Origin of the sequence: Kitasatospora sp. NPDC059747 (assembly GCF_042732955.1) — a bacterium.
Lineage (GTDB): Bacteria > Actinomycetota > Actinomycetes > Streptomycetales > Streptomycetaceae > Kitasatospora.
The window spans coordinates 1-25,017 of sequence record NZ_JBHWGV010000135.1 but is presented as its reverse complement, the minus strand read 5'-3'; the positions used below and the strand labels follow the sequence as shown (position 1 = coordinate 25,017).

Annotated in this window: 20 protein-coding genes; 16 read left to right on the top strand and 4 right to left on the bottom strand. The window is 72.9% G+C overall.

Going from position 1 to position 25,017, the window contains the following annotated elements; all coding sequences use genetic code 11:
• Positions 1 to 48: 48 nt before the first annotated feature.
• The 4 genes from ACFV4G_RS37275 to ACFV4G_RS37260 form a co-directional block, all read right to left on the bottom strand.
• Positions 49 to 2,478, bottom strand: a complete 2,430-nt coding sequence (locus ACFV4G_RS37275) for a transglutaminaseTgpA domain-containing protein (RefSeq protein ID WP_380446898.1) — start codon at positions 2,476 to 2,478, stop codon at positions 49 to 51.
• Positions 2,475 to 3,797 (bottom strand): DUF58 domain-containing protein, encoded by a 1,323-nt coding sequence (locus tag ACFV4G_RS37270; RefSeq protein WP_380446895.1) that lies wholly within the window; start codon positions 3,795 to 3,797, stop codon positions 2,475 to 2,477. The genes ACFV4G_RS37275 and ACFV4G_RS37270 overlap by 4 nt, the downstream gene beginning before the upstream one ends.
• A gap of 1 nt (position 3,798) precedes the next feature.
• Positions 3,799 to 4,845 (bottom strand): AAA family ATPase, encoded by a 1,047-nt coding sequence (locus ACFV4G_RS37265; protein ID WP_380446893.1) that lies wholly within the window; start codon positions 4,843 to 4,845, stop codon positions 3,799 to 3,801.
• Between the two features lie 329 nt (positions 4,846 to 5,174).
• Positions 5,175 to 5,717, bottom strand: coding sequence for a beta-class carbonic anhydrase (locus ACFV4G_RS37260; protein ID WP_380446890.1), 543 nt, complete (start codon positions 5,715 to 5,717; stop codon positions 5,175 to 5,177).
• Between the two features lie 522 nt (positions 5,718 to 6,239).
• On the opposite strand from ACFV4G_RS37260, the gene rsmH reads away from it, so the two are divergent.
• The 16 genes from rsmH (at position 6,240) to ACFV4G_RS37180 (ending at position 24,848) form a co-directional block, all read left to right on the top strand.
• The gene (rsmH, locus tag ACFV4G_RS37255) at positions 6,240 to 7,214 is read left to right on the top strand and encodes a 16S rRNA (cytosine(1402)-N(4))-methyltransferase RsmH (protein WP_380446888.1); all 975 of its coding nucleotides are present in this window, start codon (positions 6,240 to 6,242) and stop codon (positions 7,212 to 7,214) included.
• A 130-nt stretch (positions 7,215 to 7,344) separates the two neighbouring features.
• Positions 7,345 to 7,815 carry a cell division protein FtsL gene (locus ACFV4G_RS37250; RefSeq protein ID WP_380446886.1) on the top strand — a complete coding sequence of 157 codons (471 nt, stop codon included), beginning with the start codon at positions 7,345 to 7,347 and terminating at the stop codon, positions 7,813 to 7,815.
• Between the two features lie 126 nt (positions 7,816 to 7,941).
• Positions 7,942 to 10,140: a penicillin-binding transpeptidase domain-containing protein gene (locus ACFV4G_RS37245; RefSeq protein ID WP_380446884.1), complete on the top strand. Its 2,199-nt coding sequence runs from the start codon at positions 7,942 to 7,944 to the stop codon at positions 10,138 to 10,140.
• Between the two features lie 93 nt (positions 10,141 to 10,233).
• Positions 10,234 to 11,799 (top strand): UDP-N-acetylmuramoyl-L-alanyl-D-glutamate--2,6-diaminopimelate ligase, encoded by a 1,566-nt coding sequence (locus ACFV4G_RS37240; protein WP_380446881.1) that lies wholly within the window; start codon positions 10,234 to 10,236, stop codon positions 11,797 to 11,799.
• Positions 11,796 to 13,199, top strand: coding sequence for a UDP-N-acetylmuramoyl-tripeptide--D-alanyl-D-alanine ligase (gene murF / locus ACFV4G_RS37235; protein ID WP_380446879.1), 1,404 nt, complete (start codon positions 11,796 to 11,798; stop codon positions 13,197 to 13,199). Before ACFV4G_RS37240 ends, murF begins: the two co-directional genes overlap by 4 nt.
• Positions 13,199 to 14,260: a phospho-N-acetylmuramoyl-pentapeptide-transferase gene (gene mraY / locus ACFV4G_RS37230; protein ID WP_329928346.1), complete on the top strand. Its 1,062-nt coding sequence runs from the start codon at positions 13,199 to 13,201 to the stop codon at positions 14,258 to 14,260. The genes murF and mraY overlap by 1 nt, the downstream gene beginning before the upstream one ends.
• Positions 14,257 to 15,705, top strand: coding sequence for a UDP-N-acetylmuramoyl-L-alanine--D-glutamate ligase (gene murD, locus ACFV4G_RS37225; RefSeq protein WP_380446876.1), 1,449 nt, complete (start codon positions 14,257 to 14,259; stop codon positions 15,703 to 15,705). Before mraY ends, murD begins: the two co-directional genes overlap by 4 nt.
• 74 nt (positions 15,706 to 15,779) lie before the next feature.
• The gene (gene ftsW, locus ACFV4G_RS37220; RefSeq protein ID WP_380446874.1) at positions 15,780 to 17,120 is read left to right on the top strand and encodes a putative lipid II flippase FtsW; all 1,341 of its coding nucleotides are present in this window, start codon (positions 15,780 to 15,782) and stop codon (positions 17,118 to 17,120) included.
• 6 nt (positions 17,121 to 17,126) lie between these two features.
• Positions 17,127 to 18,233: an undecaprenyldiphospho-muramoylpentapeptide beta-N-acetylglucosaminyltransferase gene (murG, locus tag ACFV4G_RS37215; protein WP_359974828.1), complete on the top strand. Its 1,107-nt coding sequence runs from the start codon at positions 17,127 to 17,129 to the stop codon at positions 18,231 to 18,233.
• Entirely contained in the window at positions 18,226 to 19,002 is a 777-nt protein-coding gene (locus ACFV4G_RS37210; protein ID WP_380446872.1) for a cell division protein FtsQ/DivIB, read from the top strand. The genes murG and ACFV4G_RS37210 overlap by 8 nt, the downstream gene beginning before the upstream one ends.
• Positions 19,003 to 19,364: 362 nt before the next feature.
• A complete protein-coding gene (gene ftsZ / locus ACFV4G_RS37205) occupies positions 19,365 to 20,588 on the top strand; it encodes a cell division protein FtsZ (RefSeq protein WP_380446870.1) in 1,224 nt (407 codons plus the stop codon).
• The gene (gene pgeF / locus ACFV4G_RS37200) at positions 20,585 to 21,316 is read left to right on the top strand and encodes a peptidoglycan editing factor PgeF (RefSeq protein WP_380446868.1); all 732 of its coding nucleotides are present in this window, start codon (positions 20,585 to 20,587) and stop codon (positions 21,314 to 21,316) included. The genes ftsZ and pgeF overlap by 4 nt, the downstream gene beginning before the upstream one ends.
• On the top strand, positions 21,316 to 22,128 hold the full coding sequence (locus tag ACFV4G_RS37195; protein ID WP_380446866.1) for a YggS family pyridoxal phosphate-dependent enzyme: 813 nt from the start codon (positions 21,316 to 21,318) through the stop codon (positions 22,126 to 22,128). Before pgeF ends, ACFV4G_RS37195 begins: the two co-directional genes overlap by 1 nt.
• Before the next feature lie 225 nt (positions 22,129 to 22,353).
• Entirely contained in the window at positions 22,354 to 22,956 is a 603-nt protein-coding gene (locus ACFV4G_RS37190; RefSeq protein ID WP_153460377.1) for a cell division protein SepF, read from the top strand.
• 99 nt (positions 22,957 to 23,055) lie between these two features.
• Positions 23,056 to 23,337: a YggT family protein gene (locus ACFV4G_RS37185; protein WP_329928339.1), complete on the top strand. Its 282-nt coding sequence runs from the start codon at positions 23,056 to 23,058 to the stop codon at positions 23,335 to 23,337.
• 59 nt (positions 23,338 to 23,396) lie between these two features.
• Entirely contained in the window at positions 23,397 to 24,848 is a 1,452-nt protein-coding gene (locus tag ACFV4G_RS37180) for a DivIVA domain-containing protein (RefSeq protein ID WP_380446863.1), read from the top strand.
• Positions 24,849 to 25,017 lie beyond the last annotated feature (169 nt).

The following is a 25,017-nucleotide window of genomic DNA, read 5'->3' as shown; positions in this document are numbered from 1 at the left end:
GTCGATCGACTGCCCGCCCCCGGCGGCTCTTCGCGTTCCCCGCGTCCCTCAGGACTCCTGGTCCCGCCCCTTGCGGGTGAACACCCGCCGCACCGGTCGGGTGACGGCGTCGGACACCCGGCCGACCCTGCCGCCGACCGTCACCCGGGCGGCCAGGACGGCGTCGGAGATCCGCCACCACAGCTGCGCCGACGACGGCGGCAGCAGCACCGCCCGCGTCCGCTCGCGCCGGCCCGCGGTGGCCAGCAGGCCCTCCCGGGCGGTGCGGACGTCGGCCGCGAGCGGCGCGGTGACGTGGGCGGAGCGGGCGTAGAGCACCCGCTCGGTGGCCAGCGCCAGGCGCCCGGCGGCGGCCGCCGCGTCCTCGCCCAGTTCGGCCCGCTCGGAGATCCGCCGGGCGGCGGCGCGCGGGGTGCGCGACTCGTCCGGCGGGATGCCGAGGTCCCAGGCGGAGTCGACCAGCTCGTCCCAGGCCGCCAGGACCTGCTCGTCGGTGAGCTCGGCCGGGCCGTCCCCGCCGGGGCGGCGGCGCCCGCCGCCGATCCGGCGCCGGCGCACCGCGGCGCGCCAGAACATCGGGACGAGCAGCAGCGCGATCAGCGCGACCACCACCGCGAGGGTGCCGAGCACCTGCGCGGAGAGCAGCCAGGAGTCCTGGCCGGTGTCGCCGACGGCGGTGTTCTTCTTGCCGCACTCGCCCATCTGACGCAGCTTGGCGTCGCAGTCCTTGCTGTTGGACGGCGCCGGCGCGGGCGCGTCGCTGGTGGCGGCGGCGGTCGGCTGCTGGCTCGGGGCGGTGGTCGCGGTGGCGGCCTGCTCGTTGTAGCGGGGCTGCACGCCGCGGCTGGGGGTGGGCTCGAAGCGCATCCAGCCGTAGCCGCCGAAGTACAGCTCGGGCCAGGCGTGGTACATCCGGCCGGTCACCGAGTAGGTGTTGGCGCTCTGGGCGTCGCCGGGGGTGAAGCCGACGGCGACCCGGGCGGGGATCTTCAGGGTGCGGGCCATCGCCGCCATGGTGGAGGCGAAGTGGACGCAGAAGCCGCGCTTGTCGCGCAGGAAGGTGACGATGGCGTCCGTGCCGGTGCCGCTGCTGACGCTGGTGTCGTAGCGGAACTCCGGCCCGGTGAACCAGGCGGCGAGGGCGACGGCCTTGTCGTAGTTGGTCGTCTGCTTGGCGGTGACCTGCCGGGCCAGCTGCGAGACCTCCGTGGGCAGGTTCGTCGGCAGCGCCGTGTAGTGCTCCCGGATGTCCTGGGGCGCGCTCGGCGCGTCGCGCAGGTCGTTGGCGGTGGGCCGGACGTCCAGCGAGGTGACCTGGTAGTGCAGGCCCTTGATCGACTTGTCGTTGGTGGGCATCACGGTGCGGGTCAGCTGGTCGAGCTTCCACTCGCCGCGGTTGGGCAGCTGGACCGAGAGCGCCGGGTACGGCATCGGCAGCCAGCTCTTCTCCAGCGCGTTGCTGACCTGGAAGTCGCCCTTCATCTGCGGGAGGTTGGGGTCCTGGAGACCCTCCGGCGGGGGAAGGGCCGCGCCCAGGTCGGCGACGGTGGTGGAGCCGAGCTTCCAGTTGGTGCCGTCGAACACGTCCAGCGAGCCGGTGCGCAGGTAGGTCTGGTCGGCGATGTCGCTGTCCAGGGTGTAGCGCAGCAGTTCGGTGTTGGTGGGCCGGGTGATCTCGGCCTGCAGGCTGACCAGCGGGTCGAGGCTGGTGACCGCGCCGGCCGAACCCCCGCCGCCGCTGCCGCCGGAGCCGGAGTGCAGCAGGCCGGAGTCCCAGTGCGGCAGGAAGACGGGCAGCAGCATGGCGACGGCCAGGGCCAGGATGCCGACCTGCTGGCCGCCGAGGCCGACGGCGCCGGAGCTCTCGGTGCCGCGCGAGGTGCCGCGGAAGATCCGGCCCCAGCGGGAGACGCGGTCCTGGCCCTCGGCGAAGAGGAGCAGCAGGTAGCCGGCCGCGGCGAGGCCGAACCAGATCCAGCTGCCGTGGTCGCCGGCCAGGCCGTTGCCGACCGAGTACAGCGCGAGCAGCGGCAGCCCGGCCAGCGCCGAGCGCCGGTACGTCACCGCGACGGTGTCGACGATCAGCGCGATCAGGCCGACCGAGCCGACCAGGATCAGCCGCAGGCCCGCGTTGGGCGGCGCGGGGATGGCGTACTGCTGGATGTCGTCCAGGCCGGAGCCGAACACCCGGTCCAGGGAGCTCAGCGAATTCGGCCCCGGAATCAGGCCGCCCCACACGGAGCCGGATTCGGCGAAGCCGATCAGCAGCAGGAGGACCAGCGCGACCAGCTGTCCGAGCGGCACCGTCCAGCGGAACAGCGGGGTGCGGCGCAGGCCCGCGCCGACGGCGGCGAGCACCGCGATCACCAGGAAGGCGTGGGTGATCCAGCTCTTGGTGGTGAGCAGCGGGGTCAGGCAGAGCGAGGCGAGGGCGGTGGCCAGCGCCGAGTAGACGGTCAGTTTGGCCCGGGTGGTCACGCGCCGGCCTCTTCTCGGTAGGGGGCGGTGGTCTTCGCGCCCTCGGCGGCCCGCCACAGGTCGGGGAGCGAGTCCCCGGCGCGCACCGGCAGGACCGTCCAGCCGGCCTCGCGCAGCTGGCGCGCCCGGGCGCGGAACTCGTCGCCGCCGGTCTCGGGGGCGAGCATCCGTAGGCCGGTCCACGTGCCGGTGTCGAGGAGGAAGGCGATGGCGCCGCCGGTGCGCCCGCGCAGCCGGGCCAGCCGTGCGGCCTGGGACTCGTCCAGCTCGCCGAGGACGGCGACCAGCAGGCCCTCGCCGCCGGCGCGCAGCGGCTCCTCGGCGCGGGAGAGCCCGCCGCCGTCGGACAGGTCGGCGACCGCGAGCGCGTCCAGGATCAGCCCGGAGGACTCGGCCGCCGCGTTGGTGCCGCCGGTGCCGGGGCCGGGGACCCACTGGCCGGTGTCGGTGAGCAGCCTGGTCTGGTAGCCGCGCTCCAGCAGGTGGACGGAGACGGACGCGGCGCAGCTGACCGCCCACTCGAAGGAGGAGGCAGGGCCGCTGCCCCGGTGGGCGATCTCGCGGGTGTCCAGCAGCACGGTGGCGCGGGCGCGCTGCGGCTGCTCCTCGCGGCGGACCATCAGTTCGCCGTAGCGGGCGGTGGACTTCCAGTGCACGCGGCGCAGGTCGTCGCCGGGCCGGTACTCGCGCAGGATCACGTCGTCGTCGCCGGCCAGCGCGAGGGTGCGGGCGTGGCTCTCGCCCTGCCCGAGCCACTCGCCGCTCAGCCGCACGTGCGCCAGCGCCTGGACCTGGGGGACGACGGTGAGCACGTCGGACGCGGTGAACGAACGGTTCACCTCGCACATCCCGAACGGGTCGGACAGCCGCAGCTGGAGCGGGCCGAGCTCGTAGCGGCCGCGCAGGTCGGAACGGACCCGGTAGGAGACCTCCCGGTTGCCGCGCGGCTCGACCCGGTCCAGCACGAAGCGCGGGCGCGGCCCGAGCACGTACGGGACCTTGTCCTCCAGGAGCAGCAGCCCGGTGGGCACCCGGGAGATGTTGTCGACCCGCAGGTGGACCCGGGCCTCCTGGCCGGCGATCGCCCGGTGCGGGCTGAGCCGGCGCCCGCTGGCCACCCGGTAGCGGGTGTTGGCCAGCACCAGGGCGGCGGCCAGCGGGAGCGCGGCGAGCAGCACACCGACCCGCAGCAGCGCGTCCTGGTCGAGCAGGTAGGCGCAGACCATGGCGGTGAGCCCGGCGGCGAGGAAGGAGCGGCCCCGGGTGGTGAGGCCGCGCAGGCCGGCCCGCAGGCCCGACGGTGCGTCGGACGGCGACACCTCAGACCCTCCGGCCGGCCGGGCCGCCCTGCGGACGCGGCAGCGGCAGCCGGGCGACGAGGTCGGCCACGATCTGCTCGGAGGTGCGGCGGCTGAGCTGGGTCTCGGCGGTCGGCATCAGGCGGTGCGCGAGGACCGGGACGGCGAGGCGCTGGATGTCGTCCGGGGTGACGTAGTCGCGCCCGTCCAGCGCGGCGGCCGCGCGGGCGGCCCGGACCAGGTGCAGGGTGGCGCGCGGCGAGGCGCCCAGGCGCAGCTCGTGGCTGGTGCGGGTGGCGCCGACCAGGTCGACGGCGTAGCGGCGGACCGGGTCGGCGATGTGCACGGTGCGCACCAGGTCGATGAGCTTGAGGATGTCGGCGGCGTGCGCGACCGGCTGGAGGTCGGCCAGCGGGCTGGCGCCGGCGTGCACGTCGAGCATCGCGAACTCGGCCTCGGGGCTGGGGTAGCCGATCGAGATGCGGGCCATGAAACGGTCCCGCTGGGCCTCGGGGAGGGGATAGGTGCCCTCCATCTCGACCGGGTTCTGGGTGGCGACGACCATGAACGGCGACGGCAGCTCGTAGCTGGTCCCGTCGATGGTGACCTGGCGCTCCTCCATCGACTCCAGCAGCGCGGACTGGGTCTTGGGCGAGGCGCGGTTGATCTCGTCGCCGACCACGATCTGGGCGAAGATCGCGCCCGGGCGGAACTCGAAGTCGCGCTGGTGCTGGTCGTAGATGTTGGTGCCGGTGACGTCCGAGGGCAGCAGGTCGGGCGTGAACTGGATGCGCCGCACGGTGCAGTCGACCGAGCGGGCGAGCGCCTTGGCCAGCATGGTCTTGCCGACGCCGGGGACGTCCTCCAGCAGCAGGTGGCCCTCGGCGAGCAGGACGGTCAGGGCGATCCGGACGGCCTCCGGCTTGCCCTCGATCACGCTCTCGATGTTGGCGCGGACCCGGTCCACGACGGCGGCGAGCTCGGGCAGGCCGACCCGGTGGTAACCGTCCGCCTCCTGGGCGCCCCCCGAAGAACCGCCGACACCGGCCTGATCGCTGTAGCTCGTCACCCGTTACGCTCCCTGGCACACCGTGCCCGCCTCACCCCGAGGCCGGCCCCCACCCCATGCTTGACGCGGCCGTACCAGGGGCGGTTCCGTGCGGGATCCGGCGCCGGGACAGCGGCCTGCGGCCCGGCCGCCCCAGGTGGTTCGAGGTCAACCGGCAGGCGCATTCTCCCCTGCCGGGGGCGCGGAAGTCACCCTGTCGCCGTGACTCGCCCGCTCGCCTCCGGGCGCTCGGGTCCGACGCCGACGGTCGTCGCTTCCTCGCTCCTCCCTTTCGGCGTCGGCGCTTCCTTCGGCTCGGGGCGGGTGACCGGGGGCGGGGCGTCGGGCCGTCAGTGGATCTCGCGCAGGAGACCCGTGTGGACGTCGAACACGAAGCCGCGGACGTCGTCGGTGTGCAACAGGAACGGAGAGGTGCGGACGCGCTGCATGGACTGGCGGACGTCGCCGTCCAGGTCGACGAAGGCCTCGACCGCCCACTGCGGGCGCTGGCCGACCTCCAGTTCCAGCTCGCGGCGGAAGTCCTCGGTGAGCCCCAGCAGGCCGCAGCCGGTGTGGTGGATCAGCGCGATCGAGCGGGTGCCGAGGGCGCGCTGGCTGATCGTGAGGGAGCGGATGGTGTCGTCGGTGACGACGCCGCCCGCGTTGCGGATGACGTGGGCGTCGCCCAGTTCGAGGCCGAGCGCCGCGAACAGGTCGAGGCGGGCGTCCATGCAGGCGACGACGGCGATCTTCTGCACCGGGCGGGCGTCCATGCCGCCGTCGTGGAAGGTGACCGCGTACTCGCGGTTGGAGGCCACGAAGCGGTCGATGATGGCCGGGGTCTCGGGGTCGGCAGCGGCGGTCGGCGTGGGCCGGTCGGGGGTCACTGTCATAGGGGCGACGTTAGTGCGATTCGGGGGGCCGCGGTGGGGTGGAGAGCTACAGAACGCGGCGCTGTGACCGAGCGCATAGCCACAACGGACGGGTTTGTCCGGCCTGGTCCCGAAGCGCGCGACCCGGGGCGCGCGACCGGGCGCCGCGGCCGCCCCGCTCGCCCCGGCCCGACCGCCGGGACGGCCGCGACCTGCGGTGATCCGTACCGCCGCCCGGGTGGTGCGCCGGAGCGGGCCATTGACTGGCGGGGCCCGCGCGATAGAGTTGCGGCGCAGTGGAGCACACCCCGCGGGGCCCGTCAACCGGGCCTTCCCGGCCGGTGCTCCGGCCCGACCCGGCCCGTGGCCTCCACCCGCTCCGTGTCCTCCTGGCGCACCTTCCCCGGCGCCCGGCGGTCATGTCCTTCCCCTCGAGCGGGCGGGGACCACGGGCCGTGTCGTGCCCGCTCCCGGCGGTGGGCGAGAATGGTCGCAGCTCCCGGACGTCGGGCTGCTCCGCACCGAGGAAGGGCGCCGCCGCGCATGACCACCAACGAGCCGGGACCCAAGCACGTCCCCGTCATGCTGCAGCGGTGCATGGACGCGCTGGCCCCGGCGATCTCCCGGCCCGGCGCCGTGGTGGTGGACGCCACCCTCGGCCTCGGCGGGCACAGCGAGGCGCTGCTCACCCAGTTCCCCGAGGTCCGGCTGGTCGCGGTGGACCGCGACCCGGCCGCGCTCAAGCTCTCCGGCGAGCGCCTCGCCCCGTTCGGCGACCGGGCCACCCTGGTGCACGCCGTCTACGACGAGATCCCCGAGGTGCTGGAGCGCCTGGGCATCGACCGGATCGACGGCGTCCTGTTCGACCTGGGCGTCTCCTCGATGCAGCTGGACGAGGCGGACCGCGGCTTCGCGTACGCCCAGGACGCCCCGCTGGACATGCGGATGGACCAGACCCGGGGGATCAGCGCGGCCGAGGTGCTCAACACCTACAGCCACGGCGAGCTGGCCCGGATCCTGAAGTTCTACGGCGAGGAGCGGTTCGCCGGGAAGATCGCCTCGGTGATCCTCCGGGAGCGCGAGAAGGAACCGTTCAGCAACAGCGCGCGTCTGGTCGAGTTGGTGCGCAACGCCATTCCGGCGGCCACCCGGCGCACCGGCGGGAACCCCGCGAAGCGGACCTTCCAGGCCCTGCGGATCGAGGTGAACGGCGAACTGGAGGTGCTGGACCGGGCCATCCCGGGAGCGCTGGACGCCCTCGCGATCGGTGGACGGATCGTCGTGATGTCCTACCAGTCGCTGGAGGACCGCCTGGTGAAGCAGTACTTCGCGGCCGGAGCGACCAGCACGGCGCCGCCGGGACTGCCGTTCGTCCCCGAGGAGCACCAGCCCTGGCTGAAGCTGATCACCCGCGGTGCCGAGCTGGCCACCGAGGAGGAGATCGAGGAGAACCGGCGCGCCGCGCCCGTGCGGCTGCGGGTGGCGGAGAGGATCAGGGACCGGAAGAAGCGGGGCTGAGCGGGTCCCGGGGCGGTCCGAAGGGCGGAGGAGAGCAGTGGGGCCGGTGGCCGGTGGGGTCCGGGCGGGGAGCGGAGCACTCCCGGGGCAGGGCAGGGCGCGGATCACGGTCCGGCCGGGGCGGCGCCCCGTGCGGGGACGCACGCCCTTCGCCGTCCTGGTGGTGGTCCTGCTGGCGGCGGGGCTGCTCGGGCTGCTGGCGCTGAACACGGCGCTCAACGAGGGCTCCTTCGAGCTGTCCCGGCTGCAGCGGCAGACCACCACGGCGACCGACGAGCAGCAGAGCCTCCAGCACCAGATCGACCAGAACTCCGCGCCGGACGCGCTGGCCCGGCGGGCCGCCGAGCTCGGCATGATCCCGGCCGGCGGGATGGCCTTCCTGGACCTGGGCAACGGCGGCAAGGTGCTCGGCAAGCCCGGCCCGGCGCAGGACAGCCCGCCGGTGAAGCGGTCGACGGCCGAGCCGTGGCCGACCAGGCAGCAGCCGGCGCCGAGCTCCCAGCCGAGCGCCCCGGCGCCGACGGCGACCGCGGGCGACTCCGTCGTCCAGATCAACCCGGGCGCCCCGGCGCCCTCGCCGACGGGGGGTGCGGCCCGATGAGCGGGTGGAGCACGCGGGACACCGGAACCGAGAGCGGCGAGGCGGGCGCATGAGCGAGCGCAGCGAGCTCGTCATCGACACGTGCGGGTGGGCGGATGCCCCTGCCGAGAGCAGCGAGGCGGGCGCATGAGCACTCCGCGACAGCCGTCCGCCGGGGGCTCCGGCAACCCGCGCCGTCCGGCGGCGCCCAAGGGCGCGGCCCCGCGCGGGCAGGCGGCGAAGAAGGCCCAGCCCGCCAAGCCGCAGCCCGCCAAGCCGCAGCCCGCGAAGGTGCAGCCGGCCCGGCCGAAGCAGCCCGCCAAGGGCCAGCCCGCGAAGGCCGCCGCCGCCCGGACGCCGAGGGCCCCGCAGCAGCGCCGCCCCGAGGGCCGGCCGCCGGCCAGGTCCCAGGCGGCGGCCCGGCCGCGCCCCAAGTCCCGTCCGCCGCAGCGCCCCAAGGCGCTCAAGCTGGCCGAGCCCAAGCGCCGGCTGCGGGTGATCACCGTCGTGCTGTCGCTGGTGTTCTCCGTCTTCGCGGGCCGGCTCGTCCAGCTGCAGCTGCTGGACGCCGACGCGCTGGCCGCCGACGCCAACACCAACCGCTACCTCAACGTCCCGATCACCGCCGAGCGCGGCTCGATAACGTCCTCCGACGGCGTGGCCCTGGCGGCCACCGTCGACGCGTACGACATCACCGCCGACCCGGCGATGTTCACCCCGGAGGCCACCGGCGTCCCGGACGCCCCCGAGCAGGCGGCGGCGCTGCTGTCGCCGATCATCGGCGTGCCCAAGGAGAAGATCGCCGCCGACCTGCACACCCCCAAGAGCCGCTACAAGCGGCTCGCCGCCCGGCAGACCCCGGGCGCCAAGAGCCAGATCAGCGAGCTCAAGGCGAACCTGGAGAAGCAGGCCGGTTCGCGTGCCTGCCAGGCCCAGAAGCGGCAGCTCGGCAAGCCCGCCGAGCAGGGCGGGCGCACCCGGGTCGACAACGAGTGCGCCAACCCGCTGGCCGGCGTGTTCAACCAGGAGACCCAGAAGCGGGTCTACCCCTCCGACGGCCTGGCGGCCAACCTGGTCGGCTTCGTCAACGGCGAGGGGCAGGGCGCGGGCGGCCTGGAGCTGCAGTACCAGAAGCTGCTGGCCGGCAAGGACGGCCACAACAGCTACGCCCAGGCGGCCGGCCGGCTGGTGCCCACCGCCGGGGGCTCGCTGGAGGCCGCCGTGCCCGGCAACGACGTCAAGCTGACCATCAACCGGGACATCCAGTGGGCCGCCCAGCGGGCGATCACCGACCAGGTGGCCAACTCCGGCGCGGAGAAGGGCTACGTCGTCGTCCAGGACGTGAAGACCGGCCAGGTCCTCGCGATGGCCACCGCGCCCGGCTTCAACCCGAACGACCTGAGCCTCGCCAAGCAGTCCCAGATGGGCAATCCCGCCCTGGTCGACGCCTACGAGCCGGGCAGCACCGCGAAGCTGATGAGCCTGGCCGCCGTCCTGGACTCCGGCAAGGCCAGCTGGGACACCAAGGTCACCGTGCCCGGCAACCTGGTCCGGGCCGGACAGCAGTTCAAGGACGACGTCCCGCACGGCGACTGGTACCTGACCCTGGCCGGGGTGCTCGCCAAGTCCTCCAACATCGGCACCATCGAGGCGATCGAGACCCTCGGCGACGGCGACCAGCTGAAGGCCAACCAGGTGCTGGACGGCTACATGCGCAAGTTCGGCGTGGCCCAGCCGACCGGCCTGAACTTCCCCGGCGAGACGGCCGGCAAGCTCAAGAAGCCGGAGGACCTGGTCGCCTCGGAGAAGTACAACATCTCCTTCGGCCAGGGCCCGCTGCAGATGAACGCGCTGCAGGCCACGTCGGTGTACTCGACCATCGCCAACGGCGGCGTCCGGGTGGCGCCCAGCATCGTCCAGGGCATCACCAGCCCGGACGGCAAGTACACCCCGACCGCGCCGGGCGAGCAGACCCGGGTGGTCAGCGACCAGACCGCCAAGACCCTCACCCAGATGCTGGAGTCCGTCGTCGACGACGAGCAGGGCACCGGCGGCAAGGCCGCCATCCCCGGCTACCGCGTCGCCGGCAAGACCGGCACCGCCAACCGCGGCGCGGCCAACGGCGTCGGCTACGACGGCTACACCGCCTCCTTCATCGGCTTCGCCCCGGCGGAGGCCCCCCGGGTGACCGTCTCCTGTACCCTCCAGGGCCCGGTCAACGGCCACTTCGGCGGCCAGCTGTGCGGCCCGGTGTTCAAGCAGGTGATGGAGTTCACCCTCAAGACCCTCCAGGTCCCGCCGAGCAACAGCGAGGCACCCAACCTGCCCGTCGACTGGAAGCCGTGAACGAGCATGAGCAACGAGCTGGCCGGGCCGGCCGGCGGCGCGGCGCAGGGCCGGTTTGGCCCTGGGCACCCTTCGGCGGATAGCCTTCCCGCCGTGCCGAAACCCGATCAAACCACCGTGAGTCCGCCCCGCCCGGCCGAGGCCGCCGCCCTGCCGCTCGCCGAGCTGGCCGGCCGGCTGGGCCTGCCGCCCGTCGAAGGCGGTGCCGTCACCGGCGTCACCCACGACTCCCGCGCGGTGCGCCCGGGCGACGTGTACGTGGCCTTCCCCGGCGCCAACCACCACGGCGCGGCCTTCGCGGCCAAGGCCGCGGACGCCGGCGCGGTGGCCGTGCTCACCGACCCGGCGGGCGCCGAGCTGGCCGCCCCCACCGGCCTGCCGCTGCTGGTCGTCGACCGGCCGCGGGCCCGGATGGGCGAGCTGGCCGCGATCGTCTACGGGCACCCGTCCGAGCGGCTGCTGATGCTCGGCCTGACCGGCACCAACGGCAAGACCACCACCTCCTACCTGGTCGAGGGCGGCCTGCGCGGCGCCGGCCGCAGCCCCGGGGTGATCGGCACCGTCGAGATGCGGGTCGGCACCGAGCGGATCAAGAGCGAGCGGACCACCCCCGAGGCCACCGACCTGCACGCGATCCTCGGCGTGATGGCCGAGCGCGGCGCCGACGCGGTGACCATGGAGGTCTCCAGCCACGCCCTCGTCTTCGGCCGCACCGACGGGGTGACGTACGACGTCGCCCTGTTCAACAACCTCACGCCGGAGCACCTCGACTTCCACCCGGACATGGAGGACTACTTCCAGGCGAAGGCCCGGCTCTTCCAGCCCGGCAAGTCCCGTCGCGGAGTGGTCAACGTCGACGACGAGTACGGCCGCCGGCTGGCCGCCGAGGCGAAGATCCCGGTGGCCACCTTCTCCGCCGCCGGCGACCCCGGCGCCGACTGGCGCGCGGTCGACGTCCAGCTCGGCCCGGTCGGCTCCACCTTCCGGGTGCTCGGCCCCGACGGCGCCGAGGCCGACGCCTCCGTGCCGCTGCCCGGCCCGTTCAACGTGGCCAACGCGCTCGCCGCGATCACCGTCCTGGTCTCCGCCGGACTGCCGCTGGACCGGGCCGTCGCGGGCGTCGCCGCCGTACCCGGCGTGCCGGGCCGGCTGGAGCGGGTGGACGCCGGACAGCCGTTCGTCGCCGTCGTCGACTACGCGCACAAGCCGGACGCCCTGCGCGCCGTCCTCGCCTCGCTGCGCGAGGTCACCAAGGGTCGGCTGCACGTCGTCGTCGGCTGCGGCGGCGACCGCGACCCGCACAAGCGCGGCCCGATGGGCGACATCGCCGCCCGGCTCGCCGACACCGCCCTGCTGACCAGCGACAACCCGCGCAGCGAGGACCCGCTGGCGATCCTCGCCAGCATGCTCGGCGGCGCCGCCGCGGTCCCCGAGGCCGAACGCGGCGACGTCCTGGTCGTCCCCGACCGGGCCGAGGCAATCCGCCTCGCGGTGGCCCGCGCGCACGCCGGCGACACCGTGCTGGTGGCCGGCAAGGGCCACGAACTTGGCCAGTACGTACGAGACGAGATCCGCCCCTTCGACGACCGGGAGGTGCTGCGGGAATCCATCACGCAGACCACGGCCGCCCGGGGCGACCGAGGAGTAGAGCAGCAGTGATCGCACTGACCCTCGCCGAGGTGGCCGCAGCCGTCGGAGGCACCCTGGACGGCGCCGACCCCGCCACCCCGGTGACCGGCCCGGTCGAGGTCGACTCCCGGAAGGTGCTGCCCGGCGGGCTGTTCGCGGCCTTCGTCGGCGAGCACGTGGACGGCCACGACTACGCGGCCACCGCGGTCGGGGCCGGCGCCGTCGCGGTGCTGGCCTCCCGGCCGGTCGGCGTGCCCGCCGTCCTGGTCGACAGCGTCGTGGACGCCCTCGGCAAGCTGGCCCGCGCCGTCGTGGCCCGCGCCGAGGCCACCACCGTGGTCGCACTGACCGGCTCGGCCGGCAAGACCAGCACCAAGGACCTGATCGCCCAGCTGCTCCAGCGCCTCGGCGACACCGTCTACCCGCCCGGCTCGCTCAACAACGAGATCGGGCACCCGATGACCGCGCTGCGGGTCGAGCCCGGCACCCGGCACCTGGTCATGGAGATGGGCGCCCGGCACAAGGGCGACATCGAGTACCTCACCTCCATCACCCCGCCCCGGATCGGCCTGGTGCTGAACGTCGGCACCGCGCACGTCGGCGAGTTCGGCTCGCAGGAGAAGATCGCCGAGGCCAAGGGCGAGCTGGTCGAGGCGCTGCCCGCGGACGGCGCCGCGATCCTCAACGCCGACGACCGGCTGGTCCGCGCGATGGCGGCCAGGACCAAGGCCAGGGTCGTCCTGTTCGGCGAGTCCCCGGACGCCCACGTCCGGGCGACCGACGTTCGCCTGGACGCCACCGGACGGCCATCGTTCACGCTCACCACCCCGGCCGGTTCCGCGCCCGTACAGCTGCGCCTGTACGGTGAGCACCACGTCTCGAACGCCCTCGCCGCCGCCGCGGTGGCGGTGGAGCTCGGGATGTCCGTCGACGACGCCGCGGCAGCCCTGGGCGAGGCGGGTGCGCTGTCCCGCTGGCGCATGGAGGTCGTCGACCGGGCCGATGGTGTCACCGTCGTCAACGACGCCTACAACGCGAACCCCGACTCGATGCGGGCCGCGCTGCGGGCGCTGGTCTCGATGGGGGGCCGCGGCCCGGAGCGCCGCCGCACCTGGGCGGTGCTCGGCGAGATGCGGGAGCTCGGCGAGGACAGCCTGGCCGAGCACGACGCCATCGGGCGGCTCGCGGTGCGGCTGGACGTCACCAAGCTGGTGGCGGTCGGCGGACGCGAGGCGGCCTGCATGGAACTGGGCGCGAGGAACGAAGGTTCGTGGGGTGAGGAGTCGGTGCTGGTGTCCGACGCGGACGCGGCGGTCGAACTGCTGCGCAGTCAGCTTCGGCCGGGGGATGTGGTCCTGGTGAAGGCGTCCCGTTCGGTGGGGCTGGAGAAGGTGGCCGAGGCCCTCCTCGCGGACGGTGCGGCCGAGTGATGAAGCAGATCCTCTTCTCCGGCATGATCGGCCTGGTCCTGTCGCTGCTCGGCACCCCGGCGCTGATCAAGCTGCTCGCCAAGCACGGCTACGGCCAGTACATCCGCGACGACGGCCCGAAGGCGCACCACAGCAAGAAGGGCACGCCCACCATGGGCGGCATCGCCTTCATCCTGGCGACGCTCATCGCCTACTTCGCGACCAAGGCGATAACGGGCGAGAGCCCGACCGTCTCCGGGCTGCTGGTGCTCTTCCTGACCGCGGGCCTCGGCCTGGTCGGCTTCCTGGACGACTACATCAAGGTCGTCAAGCGCCGCTCGCTCGGTCTGCGGGCCAAGGCCAAGCTGGCCGGCCAGTCGATCGTCGGCCTCGGCTTCGCGGTCCTGGCGATGCAGTTCCAGGACGACCGCGGGCTCACCCCGGCGTCCCAGAGCCTGTCCTTCGTCCGGGACTTCAAGTGGGCGGTCGGCCCGGTCCTGTTCGTCATCTTCGCGTACTTCATGATCGCGGCGATGTCCAACGGCGTGAACCTGACGGACGGCCTGGACGGCCTCGCCACCGGCGCGTCGGTCATGGTCTTCGGCGCCTACACCTTCATCGGCATCTGGGAGTACACCCAGAGCTGCGCCTACGCGATCACCGCGACCGCCAACTGCTACGACGTCCGCGACCCGCTGGACCTCGCCGTCGTCGCCTCCGCCCTGATGGGCTCCTGCTTCGGCTTCCTCTGGTGGAACACCTCGCCCGCCAAGATCTTCATGGGCGACACCGGCTCGCTCGCCCTCGGCGGCGCCCTCGCGGGCCTGGCCATCTGCTCGCGCACCGAGCTCCTGCTCGCGCTGCTCGGCGGCCTCTACGTGATCATCACCCTGTCGGTGATCATCCAGGTCGGCTCCTTCCGGATGACCGGCAAGCGCGTCTTCAAGATGGCACCGCTGCAGCACCACTTCGAACTCAAGGGCTGGACCGAAGTCCTGATCGTGGTCCGCTTCTGGATCATCCAGGGCCTCTGCGTCGCCGTCGGCCTCGGCCTCTTCTACGCGGGATGGGTGACCGGATGACCGAACCCCGATTCACCGGGACGCAGTGGAAGGCCCTGCCCGTCGTCGTCGCCGGGCTCGGCGTCTCGGGCATCAGCGCCGCGCGCGTCCTGCACGGCCTCGGCGCCCACGTCACCGTGGTCGACGGCGGCAGCGGCGAGGGCCTGAAGGCCCGCGCCGCCGAACTGGAGGCCCAGGGCATCACCGTGCGCCTCGGCGACGGCGCGAGCCTGCCCGAGGACACCCGGCTGGTCGTCACCTCGCCCGGCTGGCCGCCGAACAGCCCGCTGTTCGCCGCCGCCGACCTGGCCGGCGTCGAGGTCTGGGGCGACGTCGAGCTCGCCTGGCGGCTGCGCAGGCCGCTGCCCGCCACCGGCGAACCCGCCCCCTGGCTGGCCGTCACCGGCACCAACGGCAAGACCACCACCGTCCAGATGCTCGCCTCGATCCTCACCGCGGCCGGCAAGCGCACCGCCGCCGTCGGCAACGTCGGCGTCTCGGTGCTGGACGCGGTGCTCGCCGACGAGCCGTACGACGTCCTCGCGGTCGAGCTCTCCAGCTACCAGCTGCACTGGGCGCCCTCGCTGCGCCCGCACTCGGCGGCCGTGCTCAACCTGGCGCCCGACCACCTCGACTGGCACGGCTCGATGGAGGCGTACGCCGCCGACAAGGGCCGGATCTACGAGGGCAACGTCGTCGCCTGCGTGTACAACCTGGCCGACCCGGCCACCGAGGCGCTGGTCCGCGAGGCCGACGTCGAGGAGGGCTGCCGGGCGATCGGCTTCGGCCTCGGCGCCCCCGGCCCGTCGAACTTCGGCGTCGTGGACGGACTGCTGGTCGACCGCGCGTTCGTGCCCGACCGGGCCAAGAGCGCCGCCGAGCTGGGCTCCGTCGAGGACGTCAACCCGCCGGCCCCGCACAACATCGCCAACGCCCTCGCGGCGGCGGCGCTGGCGCGGGCCTACGGGGTCGAGCCGAAGGCCGTCCGGGAGGGCCTGCGGGCCTTCCGTCCGGACGCCCACCGGATCGCCGAGGTCGCCGTGGTCGACGGGGTCACGTACATCGACGACTCCAAGGCCACCAACACCCACGCCGCCGCGGCCTCGCTGGCCGCCTACCGGCCGATCGTCTGGATCGCCGGCGGCCTCGCCAAGGGCGCGACCTTCGACGACCTCGTCCAGGGCGCGGCCGAGCGGCTGCGGGCCGCCGTGCTCATCGGCGAGGACCGCGCGCTGATCCGGGAGGCGCTCGCCCGACACGCGCCGGATGTCCCGGTGATCGAGGCGGCCGAGGGCCAGACTGGCGCGGTGGCGATGACCGAGGTGGTCCGGACGGCCGCGTCGCTCGCCCAGCCGGGTGACACGGTGCTCCTGGCCCCGGCCTGCGCGTCGATGGACATGTTCACCAACTACGGCGAGCGCGGCGACCTCTTCGCCGCCTCCGTCCGGGAGCTGGCGGGCGGGTAGCCGGGCCCCGCGAGGGCGTCCGTACGAAGAGAGCGAGCGGGGAGTTGGCGGGGCAGGGCAGGGCGGATTCGGGCGTGCGGGAGCAGGCCGCGGCCGATCCGTGGCGCGTGATCTCCGCCACCACCACGAAGTACAAGTCGGCCGGTCCACTGGGCCGCCTGAGCGCCTTCCGCGCCCGGGTGCGGTACTGGCTGGACCGGCCGCTGACGCCCTACCTGCTGATCGTCGGCACCACGCTGCTGCTGGTCGTGCTCGGCCTCATGATGGTCTTCTCGGCCTCGCAGATCCTGGCCCTGAACCAGCACCACACCGCGCAGTACTACTTCCTCAAGCAGCTGATCGCGGCCATCCTCGGCCTCGTCCTGCTGGTCGGCATCGCGGCCGTCCCGGTGGCGGTGCTGCGGGTGGTCGTCTACCCGGTGATGTTCGGCGTGATCGGCGCGCTCGCGCTGGTCGCCGTGCCCGGCATCGGGGTGCGGATCAACGGCAACCAGAACTGGCTGGACTTCGGCTTCTTCCAGTTCCAGCCCTCCGAGTTCGCCAAGTTCGCGCTCGTCCTGTGGGGCGCCGACCTGCTCGCCCGCAAGCAGAAGGCCGGCACCCTCACCTCCTGGAAGCACCTGCTCGTGCCGCTCGTGCCGGGCGCCCTGCTGCTGCTCGCGCTGATCATGCTCGGCGGTGACATGGGCACCTCGATGATCCTGGTGGCCATGCTGTTCGCGCTGCTCTGGATGGTCGGCGCACCGCTGCGGCTGTTCGTGGCCACCCTCGGCGTGGCCGTCGTCGTCTGCACCGCCCTGGTGGTCACCGTCCCGCACCGGGCGGAACGCCTCGGCTGCATCGGGATCACCAAGCTCGACCCGGACGGTGCCTGCTTCCAGGCCCTGCACGGCGTCTACTCGTTCGCCCTCGGCGGCGGCTTCGGCACCGGCCTCGGCGCCGGCGTCGAGAAGTGGGGCCAGCTGCCCGAGGCGCACACCGACTTCATCTTCGCCGCGACCGGCGAGGAACTCGGTCTGGTGGGGACGCTGTCGGTGATCGGTCTCTTCGCGGCACTAGGCTACGCGGGTATCCGTGTGGCCATCGGTACGAAGGACCCCTTCGTCAGGTACGCCGCGGGAGCCGCCACCACGTGGATCATGGCCCAGGCCGTGATCAACCTGGGGTCGGCACTGGGACTGCTGCCGATCGCGGGCGTCCCGCTCCCGCTGTTCTCCTACGGCGGTTCCGCCATGCTGTCGGCCATGTGCGCGATCGGAGTGCTGCTCTGCCTGGCACGCAGCACCTCCGGCGCGAAGGCGGCCCTGGCCGCCCGGAGCAAGAACTCCCGGATCAGGAGACGACTGGCCCGGGTGCTGCCACGACGACGAACCACAGCGCGCCCGGCCCCCGGGCCGGCACGCAGGGAGCGGTGAATTTCGGTGCATGTCGTACTCGCCGGCGGGGGGACCGCCGGTCACATCGAGCCGGCCATGGCCCTCGCGGACGCCCTCCGCAGGCACGACCCGTCCATCGGGATCACCGCCCTGGGCACCGAGAAGGGGCTGGAGACCCGGCTGGTGCCCGAGCGCGGCTACCAGCTGGAGCTCATCCCGGCCGTCCCGCTGCCCCGCAAGCCCACCCCCGAGCTGATCACCGTCCCGGGCCGGCTGCGCGGCACCGTCCGCGCCGCCCAGGAGATCATCGAGCGGGTCAACGCCGACGCCGTGGTCGGCTTCGGCGGCTACGTCGCCATGCCGGCCTACCTGGCCGCCAAGCGCGCCGGCGTGCCGATCGTGGTGCACGAGGCCAACGCCCGCCCGGGCCTGGCCAACAAGATCGGCGCCCGCTACACCGACTTCGTCGCCGTCTCCACCCCGGACAGCAAGCTGCGCGACTCCCGGTACATCGGCATCCCGCTGCGCCGCACGATCGCGACCCTGGACCGGAACACGGCCCGCCCGGAGGCCCGGCAGTACTTCGGCCTCGACCAGCGGCTGCCCACCCTGCTCGTCTCCGGCGGCTCCCAGGGCGCGCGCCGGCTCAACGAGACGGTCACCGCGATCGCCCCGCGCCTCCAGCAGTACGGGGTGCAGATCCTGCACGCCGTGGGGCCGAAGAACGAGCTGCCGCAGGTCAACGACATCCCCGGGATGCCGCCGTACCGCCCGGTGCCGTACGTCGACCGGATGGACCTCGCCTACGCCGCGGCCGACCTGATGCTCTGCCGGGCCGGGGCCATGACGGTGGCCGAGCTCGCGGCCGTCGGGCTGCCCGCCGCGTTCGTCCCGCTGCCGATCGGCAACGGCGAGCAGCGGCTGAACGCCCAGCCGATGGTCAAGGCGGGCGGCGGCCTGCTGGTGGACGACGCCGAGCTGACCCCGGACTGGGTGCTGCAGAACGTCCTGCCGGTCCTGACCGACCCGCAGAAGCTGTGGGACATGAGCCGGGCCGCGGCCGAGTTCGGCCGCCGGGACGCCGACGAACTGCTGGTCGGCATGGTCTACGAGGCCATCGAGGCCGCCCGCGGCGGCCGCCGCCGTGGTTGACGGCCGGCTCGCCGACCCCCTGGAGGAGGAGCTGGAGGCCGAGGAGCACGCTCCCCGGCTCCGGCTCTCCCGGCGGGGCTTCGTGGTGCTGGGCGTGCTCGGTGCCGCGGTGGTCGGCGTGCTGGCCTGGGTGGTCTTCTTCTCCTCGCTCCTGGACGTGCGGGACGTCGCCGTGCAGGGCGCCACCGACGACAAGCTGACGGCGGACCAGGTCCGCGCCGCGATCGGCGGGCTCGGCGACGGCCCGCTGGCCCGGGTGGACCTGGACGCCGCCCAGCGGCGGGTCGAGGCGATCCCGCGGGTGGCCGGGGCGGAGGTCTGGCGGGGCTGGCCGCACACGCTCCAGGTGAAGGTCACCCAGCGCAAGGCGGTGGCCGCCGTCAAGGGCGACGACGGTCAGTTCACCCAGGTGGACGCCGGCGGCGTGAGCTTCGCCACCGAGGCGGCCCCGCCCGCCGGGGTACCGGTGGTGGAACTGCGGCCCAGTCAGCAGGCGAAGGACGCGGACGGGGTGATCTCCCGTGCGCAGTTGGTGCAGGGAGCGGTGGCCGTGGCCGCCGGGCTGCCGTCCGACGTCGCCCAGCGGGCCGGGGCGCTGCTCGTGCACTCGTACGACGACATCGAGCTGCAGCTCAACGGGGGTGCGACGGTGCGCTGGGGGAGTCCGGAGCAGAACGACCGGAAGGCCCGGGTCCTGGTGGCCCTGCTGGCTCAGAAGGGCACGAACTACGACGTGAGTGCGCCGGACGCGCCGGCGGTGTCCGGATGATCCGGTAGGTTCTGTTCCTGGGGGTGGGGTTGACGCTTCGGAGTGTCGGCCCGACCCTTGGTGGTCACCCCGGTTTCATATGCCGGCCGATGATCACATAGGCTCAAAAGAAAAAGGGAAGCTCGGCGTGTTCGTTGAAACGCGTGCCCGGAGCCACCTAGTGTCCTGTGTCACCAGACTGTGTCCCCTGGTGATGTGACGGAGGCACAGGACTAACCCTAAAGGTCAAGTTTAGGGTTGGGGTCGGCGGTCGGCATTTCGGACATTGCGTCAGAAACCAGGCTCCCTACCCATCGACATCCGTCGGTACGGCTCTCACCGGGCCTCGCCGACCCGGAAATTCGAGGCGAGAGGCCTTCGACGTGGCAGCACCGCAGAACTACCTCGCAGTCATCAAGGTCGTCGGTATCGGCGGCGGTGGTGTCAACGCCATCAACCGGATGATCGAGGTCGGTCTCAAGGGCGTCGAGTTCATCGCGATCAACACCGATGCGCAGGCCCTCCTCATGAGCGACGCCGACGTCAAGCTCGATGTGGGCCGTGAACTCACCCGGGGCCTCGGCGCCGGCGCCAACCCCGAGGTCGGCCGCAAGGCCGCCGAGGACCACCGCGAGGAGATCGAGGAGGTCCTCAAGGGGGCCGACATGGTCTTCGTGACCGCGGGCGAGGGCGGTGGCACGGGCACGGGCGGCGCGCCCGTCGTCGCCAACATCGCCCGCTCGCTCGGCGCGCTCACCATCGGCGTGGTCACCCGCCCCTTCACCTTCGAGGGCCGGCGGCGCGCGAACCAGGCCGAGGACGGCATCGCGAGCCTGCGCGAAGAGGTCGACACCCTCATCGTCATCCCCAACGACCGGCTGCTGTCCATCTCGGACCGCCAGGTCAGCGTGCTCGACGCGTTCCGCTCGGCCGACCAGGTCCTGCTCTCCGGCGTCCAGGGCATCACCGACCTGATCACCACCCCGGGCCTGATCAACCTCGACTTCGCCGACGTCAAGTCCGTCATGTCGGAGGCCGGTTCGGCGCTCATGGGCATCGGCTCGGCCCGCGGCGAGGACCGCGCCAAGGCGGCGGCCGTGATGGCGATCTCCTCGCCGCTGCTGGAGGCCTCGATCGACGGCGCCCGCGGCGTGCTGCTCTCCATCTCCGGCGGCTCGGACCTCGGCCTGTTCGAGATCAACGAGTCGGCCCAGCTGGTCAGCGAGGCCGCGCACCCCGAGGCCAACATCATCTTCGGTGCGGTCATCGACGACGCGCTCGGCGACGAGGTGCGGGTCACCGTCATCGCGGCCGGCTTCGACGGCGGGCAGCCGCCGGCGATCGTCCGCGACCCGGTCGTCAAGTCCACCCCCGCCGCCCCGGCCACGCCGCCGGCCGCCCCGGAGCGCCCGGCCTCCCGGCCGTCGTACGGGGGCATCGGCTCGGTGACGTCCCGCTCCGAGGGCGACTCGCCCGCGCCGTCCCGCTCGACCGAGACCCCGGCCACCGCGACCGCCGCCCCGGTGCCGCCGCAGGTGCAGCCGGCCCGCCAGCCGTTCGTGGAGAGCCCGGCCGAGGAGCTCGACGTGCCGGACTTCCTTAAGTGATCGATCACGCCGTACGCGATGGTGCTCACTTCGCCTTCACCGACAGGTGGGGCGGGGTGAGCACTTCGCCGTACGGGGAGCTGAACCTCGGCGGCGCGGTCGGGGACGACCCGGAGGCCGTCCGGGAGAACCGGGCGCTCGCCGCCCGCGGGGTGGGGCTGAACCCGGCCGACGTGGTCTGGATGAACCAGGTGCACGGCGCCGACGTGGCGGTGGTGACGGAGCGGCAGCCGGCCGGGGAGGCCCCGACGGTCGACGCGGTGGTCACGGACCGGCCGCTCGCGCTCGCGGTGCTGACCGCCGACTGCACGCCGGTGCTGCTGGCCGACCCGGTGGCGGGGGTCGTGGGCGCGGCCCATGCCGGACGCCCCGGCCTCGCGGCCGGGGTGGTGCCCGCGGTCGTCCGGGCGATGACGGAGCTGGGTGCCGAGCCCGGCCGGATCGTCGCCGCCACCGGTCCCGCGGTGTGCGGCCGCTGCTACGAGGTGCCCGCCGAACTGCGTGCCGAAGTCGCCGCGGTGGTGCCCGCCGCCTTCGCCGAGACGTCCTGGGGGACACCGGCCCTGGACGTGCCGGAAGGAGTGGTGGCCCAGCTGGCCGCCGCGGGGGTCACCGAGGTGGTGCGATCACCGGTCTGCACCCTCGAATCCGCCGATCACTACTCCTATCGCCGCGAGCAGCGCACGGGGCGGCTCGCGAGCTACGTCTGGTTGGGCTCTGATCACTGATGACGAACGACATCTACGGACCGTTCCCGGGCGGCGCGGATTTCGCGTCGGCACTGACGGAGGGCCAGCGGGCCCGCTACGAGGAACTCGGCACCAACCTCGACGTGGTCGAGCGCCGGATCGCCGACGCGTGTGCCGCGGCCGGGCGGGACCGTCGCGAGGTCACGCTGATCGTCGTCACCAAGACCTATCCCGCGGAGGACAGCGCACTGCTGGCCGGGCTGGGTGTGACGGACGTCGCGGAGAACCGCGACCAGGACGCCGCGCCCAAGGCGGAGCAGTGCAGAAACCTTCCTCTTGACTGGCACTTCGTCGGACAGCTGCAGACGAACAAGGTCCGGTCGGTCGTGCGGTACGCGAACCACGTGCACTCGGTGGACCGGTTGCGGCTCGTGGAGTCGCTCTCCGCAGCGGTGCTCAAGTCGGAGCGGCCGGAGCTCGGCTGCCTGGTGCAGGTGGCGCTGGAGAAGGGTGTGTCGAGCGGCGGCTCCGCCGCGGGGGAAGAAGGCGCGCACCGGGCCGGGGTCGCCCCGGCGGACGTCGCCGAACTGGCCGACGCCATCGCCGCCGCGCCCGGGCTGCGGCTGGACGGTGTGATGACGGTCGCTCCGCTCGCCGGCCCGCTCGCGGGGGACCCGGCCCGGGCCTTCGATCGGCTGGCGGAAATCGCAACCGCCGTACGGGCGGCCCATCCTGCTGCCACCATGGTTTCCGCAGGGATGAGCGGCGACCTTGAGCAGGCGATTGCCGCCGGAGCGACACACGTGCGCGTCGGAACGGCGGTACTCGGAGTGAGGTCACCCCTCAGGTAACGTCACCGAGTAAGTAGATCAGACTGCAGGACAAAATAGGACAGAAACTAGCAGCTTTTCAGCGCGCTAGTGAACCGTGGATCGCAGCTCCGCGGCCCCCGCCACTTATTCACGAAATCTGACCATCCGTCGATCTGACGGGCTGTCGCGGGCGGACCGTCGCGGAATCCGCAGGCAGGGCGACTGGCCCTGGCCGCCGAACCACCGAGCGGAGGAGACAGGAGCATGGCCGGCGCGATGCGCAAGATGGCGGTCTACCTCGGCCTCGTGGAGGACGAGACGTACGACGGCCAGGGGTACGACCCCGACGACGACTACGACGCGGACCCCGAGCCGATTCGAACGGGGGCGCGGACGGAGGACATTCCCCGGCCGGCCGCGGCGCCCGCCCCGGTCTCCTCGATCACCCCGCAGCCGGTGCCGGCCGCGGTCCCGATCCGGCAGGAGACCCCGAGGATGGCGCCAGTGTCGTCCATCACACCCGAACGCCGCCACAATCTGGAGAAGAGCGCCCCGGTGATCATGCCCAAGGTAGTGAACGAACGAGAGCCCTACCGCATCACCACGCTGCACCCGCGGACCTACAACGAGGCCCGTACCATCGGGGAACAGTTCCGCGGCGGCACCCCCGTGATCATGAATCTCACCGAGATGGACGACACCGATGCGAAGCGACTCGTAGACTTCGCCGCTGGACTCGTCTTCGGTCTGCACGGCAGTATCGAGCGCGTGACGCAGAAGGTGTTCCTGCTGTCTCCTGCTAACGTCGATGTCACGGCGGAGGACAAGGCTCGGATCGCCGAGGGTGGGTTCTTCAACCAGAGCTGACCCGGCCACGACTTTACGTGTGGATCTGATCAACAGTGGGTTAGCGACAGGCGACAGGCAGCGGGCCCCAGGGCCCGGGACCGGGGAGAGGGAAACGCGATGGAGATCGTGTGGGCGGTGGCCTATTACGCCCTGACCGTCTTCCTGGTGTTCCTGCTTGTGCGGCTGGTGATGGACTGGGTCTTCCAGTTCGCGCGTTCGTGGCGGCCCGGCAAGGCCATGGTCCTGGTCCTGGAGGCCACGTACACTGTCACGGATCCGCCGCTCAAGCTTCTTCGGCGGTTCATCCCGCCGTTGCGTCTCGGGGGCGTGGCGCTCGACCTGTCCTTCTTCGTACTGATGATCATTGTGTATGTCCTGATCTCGCTTGTGCGGCCCTAGTCGTAGGTGACCGATGCGACAGGATGCCGGTGTGCCGACGATCACGTTGAGGTGAAGAGATGCCATTGACCCCCGAGGACGTTCGGAACAAGCAGTTCACGACCGTCCGCCTGCGCGAAGGCTATGACGAGGACGAGGTCGATGCCTTCCTCGACGAGGTCGAGGCGGAGCTGACCCGCCTGCTCCGCGAGAACGAGGACCTGCGCGCCAAGCTGGCCGCCGCGACTCGCGCCGCCGCGCAGAACCAGGCCAACATGCGGAAGGAACCGCCGCAGGACTCCCGTCCCGGCGCGCCCGTTCCGGCCGCCATATCCGGCCCGCCGGTCCCCGGCCAGCAGGGTCCGGGCGGCCCGCAGCAGATGGGCCCCGGCGGTCCCCAGCAGATGGGCCCGGGCGGCCCGCAGCAGATGGGACCCGGCGGTCCGCAGCAGATGGGCCCGGGTGGTCCGCAGCAGCAGATGGGCAACCAGCCCCTCGGTCTGCCCTCGGGCGCCCCGCAGCTCCCGGCCGGCCCCGGCCAGCAGCAGATGAACCAGACCATGGGCGGCCAGCAGCAGCTGGTCCAGCCGATGGGCGGTCAGATGCTCCAGCCGATGGGCGGCCCCGGCGGCCCGCAGCCCATGGGCAACCCGATGGGTCAGGGCATGGGCCAGGGTCAGGGCATGGGCCAGGGTCAGGGCATGGGCCAGGGCATGGGCCAGGGCATGGGCCAGGGTCAGGGCATGGGTCAGGGCATGGGCCAGCAGCAGATGCAGCCGATGGGCGGCCCCATGGGCGGCCCGCAGCAGCAGATGGGCGGCCCGCTCGGCGGCCCGATGCAGCAGCAGGGTCCCGGTGGCGACAGCGCCGCGCGCGTCCTGGCGCTCGCTCAGCAGACCGCCGACCAGGCGATCTCCGAGGCCCGCTCCGAGGCCAACAAGATCGTCGGCGAGGCGCGCAGCCGGGCCGAGGGCCTGGAGCGCGACGCCCGTGCCAAGGCCGACGCCCTGGAGCGGGACGCGCAGGAGAAGCACCGCGTCGCGATGGGGTCGCTGGAGTCCGCGCGGGCCACGCTGGAGCGCAAGGTCGAGGACCTGCGGGCGTTCGAGCGCGAGTACCGCACCCGCCTGAAGTCGTACCTGGAGACCCAGCTCCGTCAGCTGGAGTCGCAGGCCGACGACTCGCTCGCCCCGCCGCGGATCCCCGCCACCGCGTCGCTGCCGCCGGCGGCCTCGTCGATGGCTCCGGCCGGTGCCGGTGCGATGACCTCCGGTGGGACGTCCTTCGGTGGGAACCAGCCGTCCTTCGGTGGCAGCACGCCGTCCTTCGGCGGGCAGAGCTCCTTCGGCGGCAACCCGCCGGCGCCGAGCTTCGGCGGTCCGTCGGCCGGTGGCAGCACCGGGGCGCCGCAGATGCAGCCGGCCGGGATGACCCAGCCGATGGCGGCGGTCCGTCCGCAGCCGCCGCAGCCGATGCAGCAGGCTCCGGCGCCGATGCGGGGCTTCCTGATCGACGAGGACGGCGACAACTGAGGTTGTAGCAGGGCCTTTGGGGGCGTCCCCTTTCTGACCTTTTGGGTTGGGGAGGGGGCGCTTCTTTGTGTGTGGGGGCGCTGCGCGGGGCGGGGGTTAAGGATGGGGGCCGCTGCGCGGGGCTTGGGTGCGGGGTGGGCTTTCGGGCTGTCTCTTATAAACATCTCAG

Excerpts from the sequence above, each read along its gene's own strand:
- ACFV4G_RS37180 (WP_380446863.1), top strand. The coding sequence starts at position 23,397 with ATGCCATTGACCCCCGAGGACGTTCGGAACAAGCAGTTCACGACCGTC.
- ACFV4G_RS37185 (WP_329928339.1), top strand. The coding sequence starts at position 23,056 with ATGGAGATCGTGTGGGCGGTGGCCTATTACGCCCTGACCGTCTTCCTG.
- mraY (WP_329928346.1), top strand. The coding sequence starts at position 13,199 with ATGAAGCAGATCCTCTTCTCCGGCATGATCGGCCTGGTCCTGTCGCTG.
- ACFV4G_RS37190 (WP_153460377.1), top strand. The coding sequence starts at position 22,354 with ATGGCCGGCGCGATGCGCAAGATGGCGGTCTACCTCGGCCTCGTGGAG.
- rsmH (WP_380446888.1), top strand. The coding sequence starts at position 6,240 with ATGACCACCAACGAGCCGGGACCCAAGCACGTCCCCGTCATGCTGCAG.
- ACFV4G_RS37260 (WP_380446890.1), bottom strand. The coding sequence starts at position 5,717 with ATGACAGTGACCCCCGACCGGCCCACGCCGACCGCCGCTGCCGACCCC.
- murD (WP_380446876.1), top strand. The coding sequence starts at position 14,257 with ATGACCGAACCCCGATTCACCGGGACGCAGTGGAAGGCCCTGCCCGTC.
- ACFV4G_RS37245 (WP_380446884.1), top strand. The coding sequence starts at position 7,942 with ATGAGCACTCCGCGACAGCCGTCCGCCGGGGGCTCCGGCAACCCGCGC.
- ACFV4G_RS37195 (WP_380446866.1), top strand. The coding sequence starts at position 21,316 with ATGACGAACGACATCTACGGACCGTTCCCGGGCGGCGCGGATTTCGCG.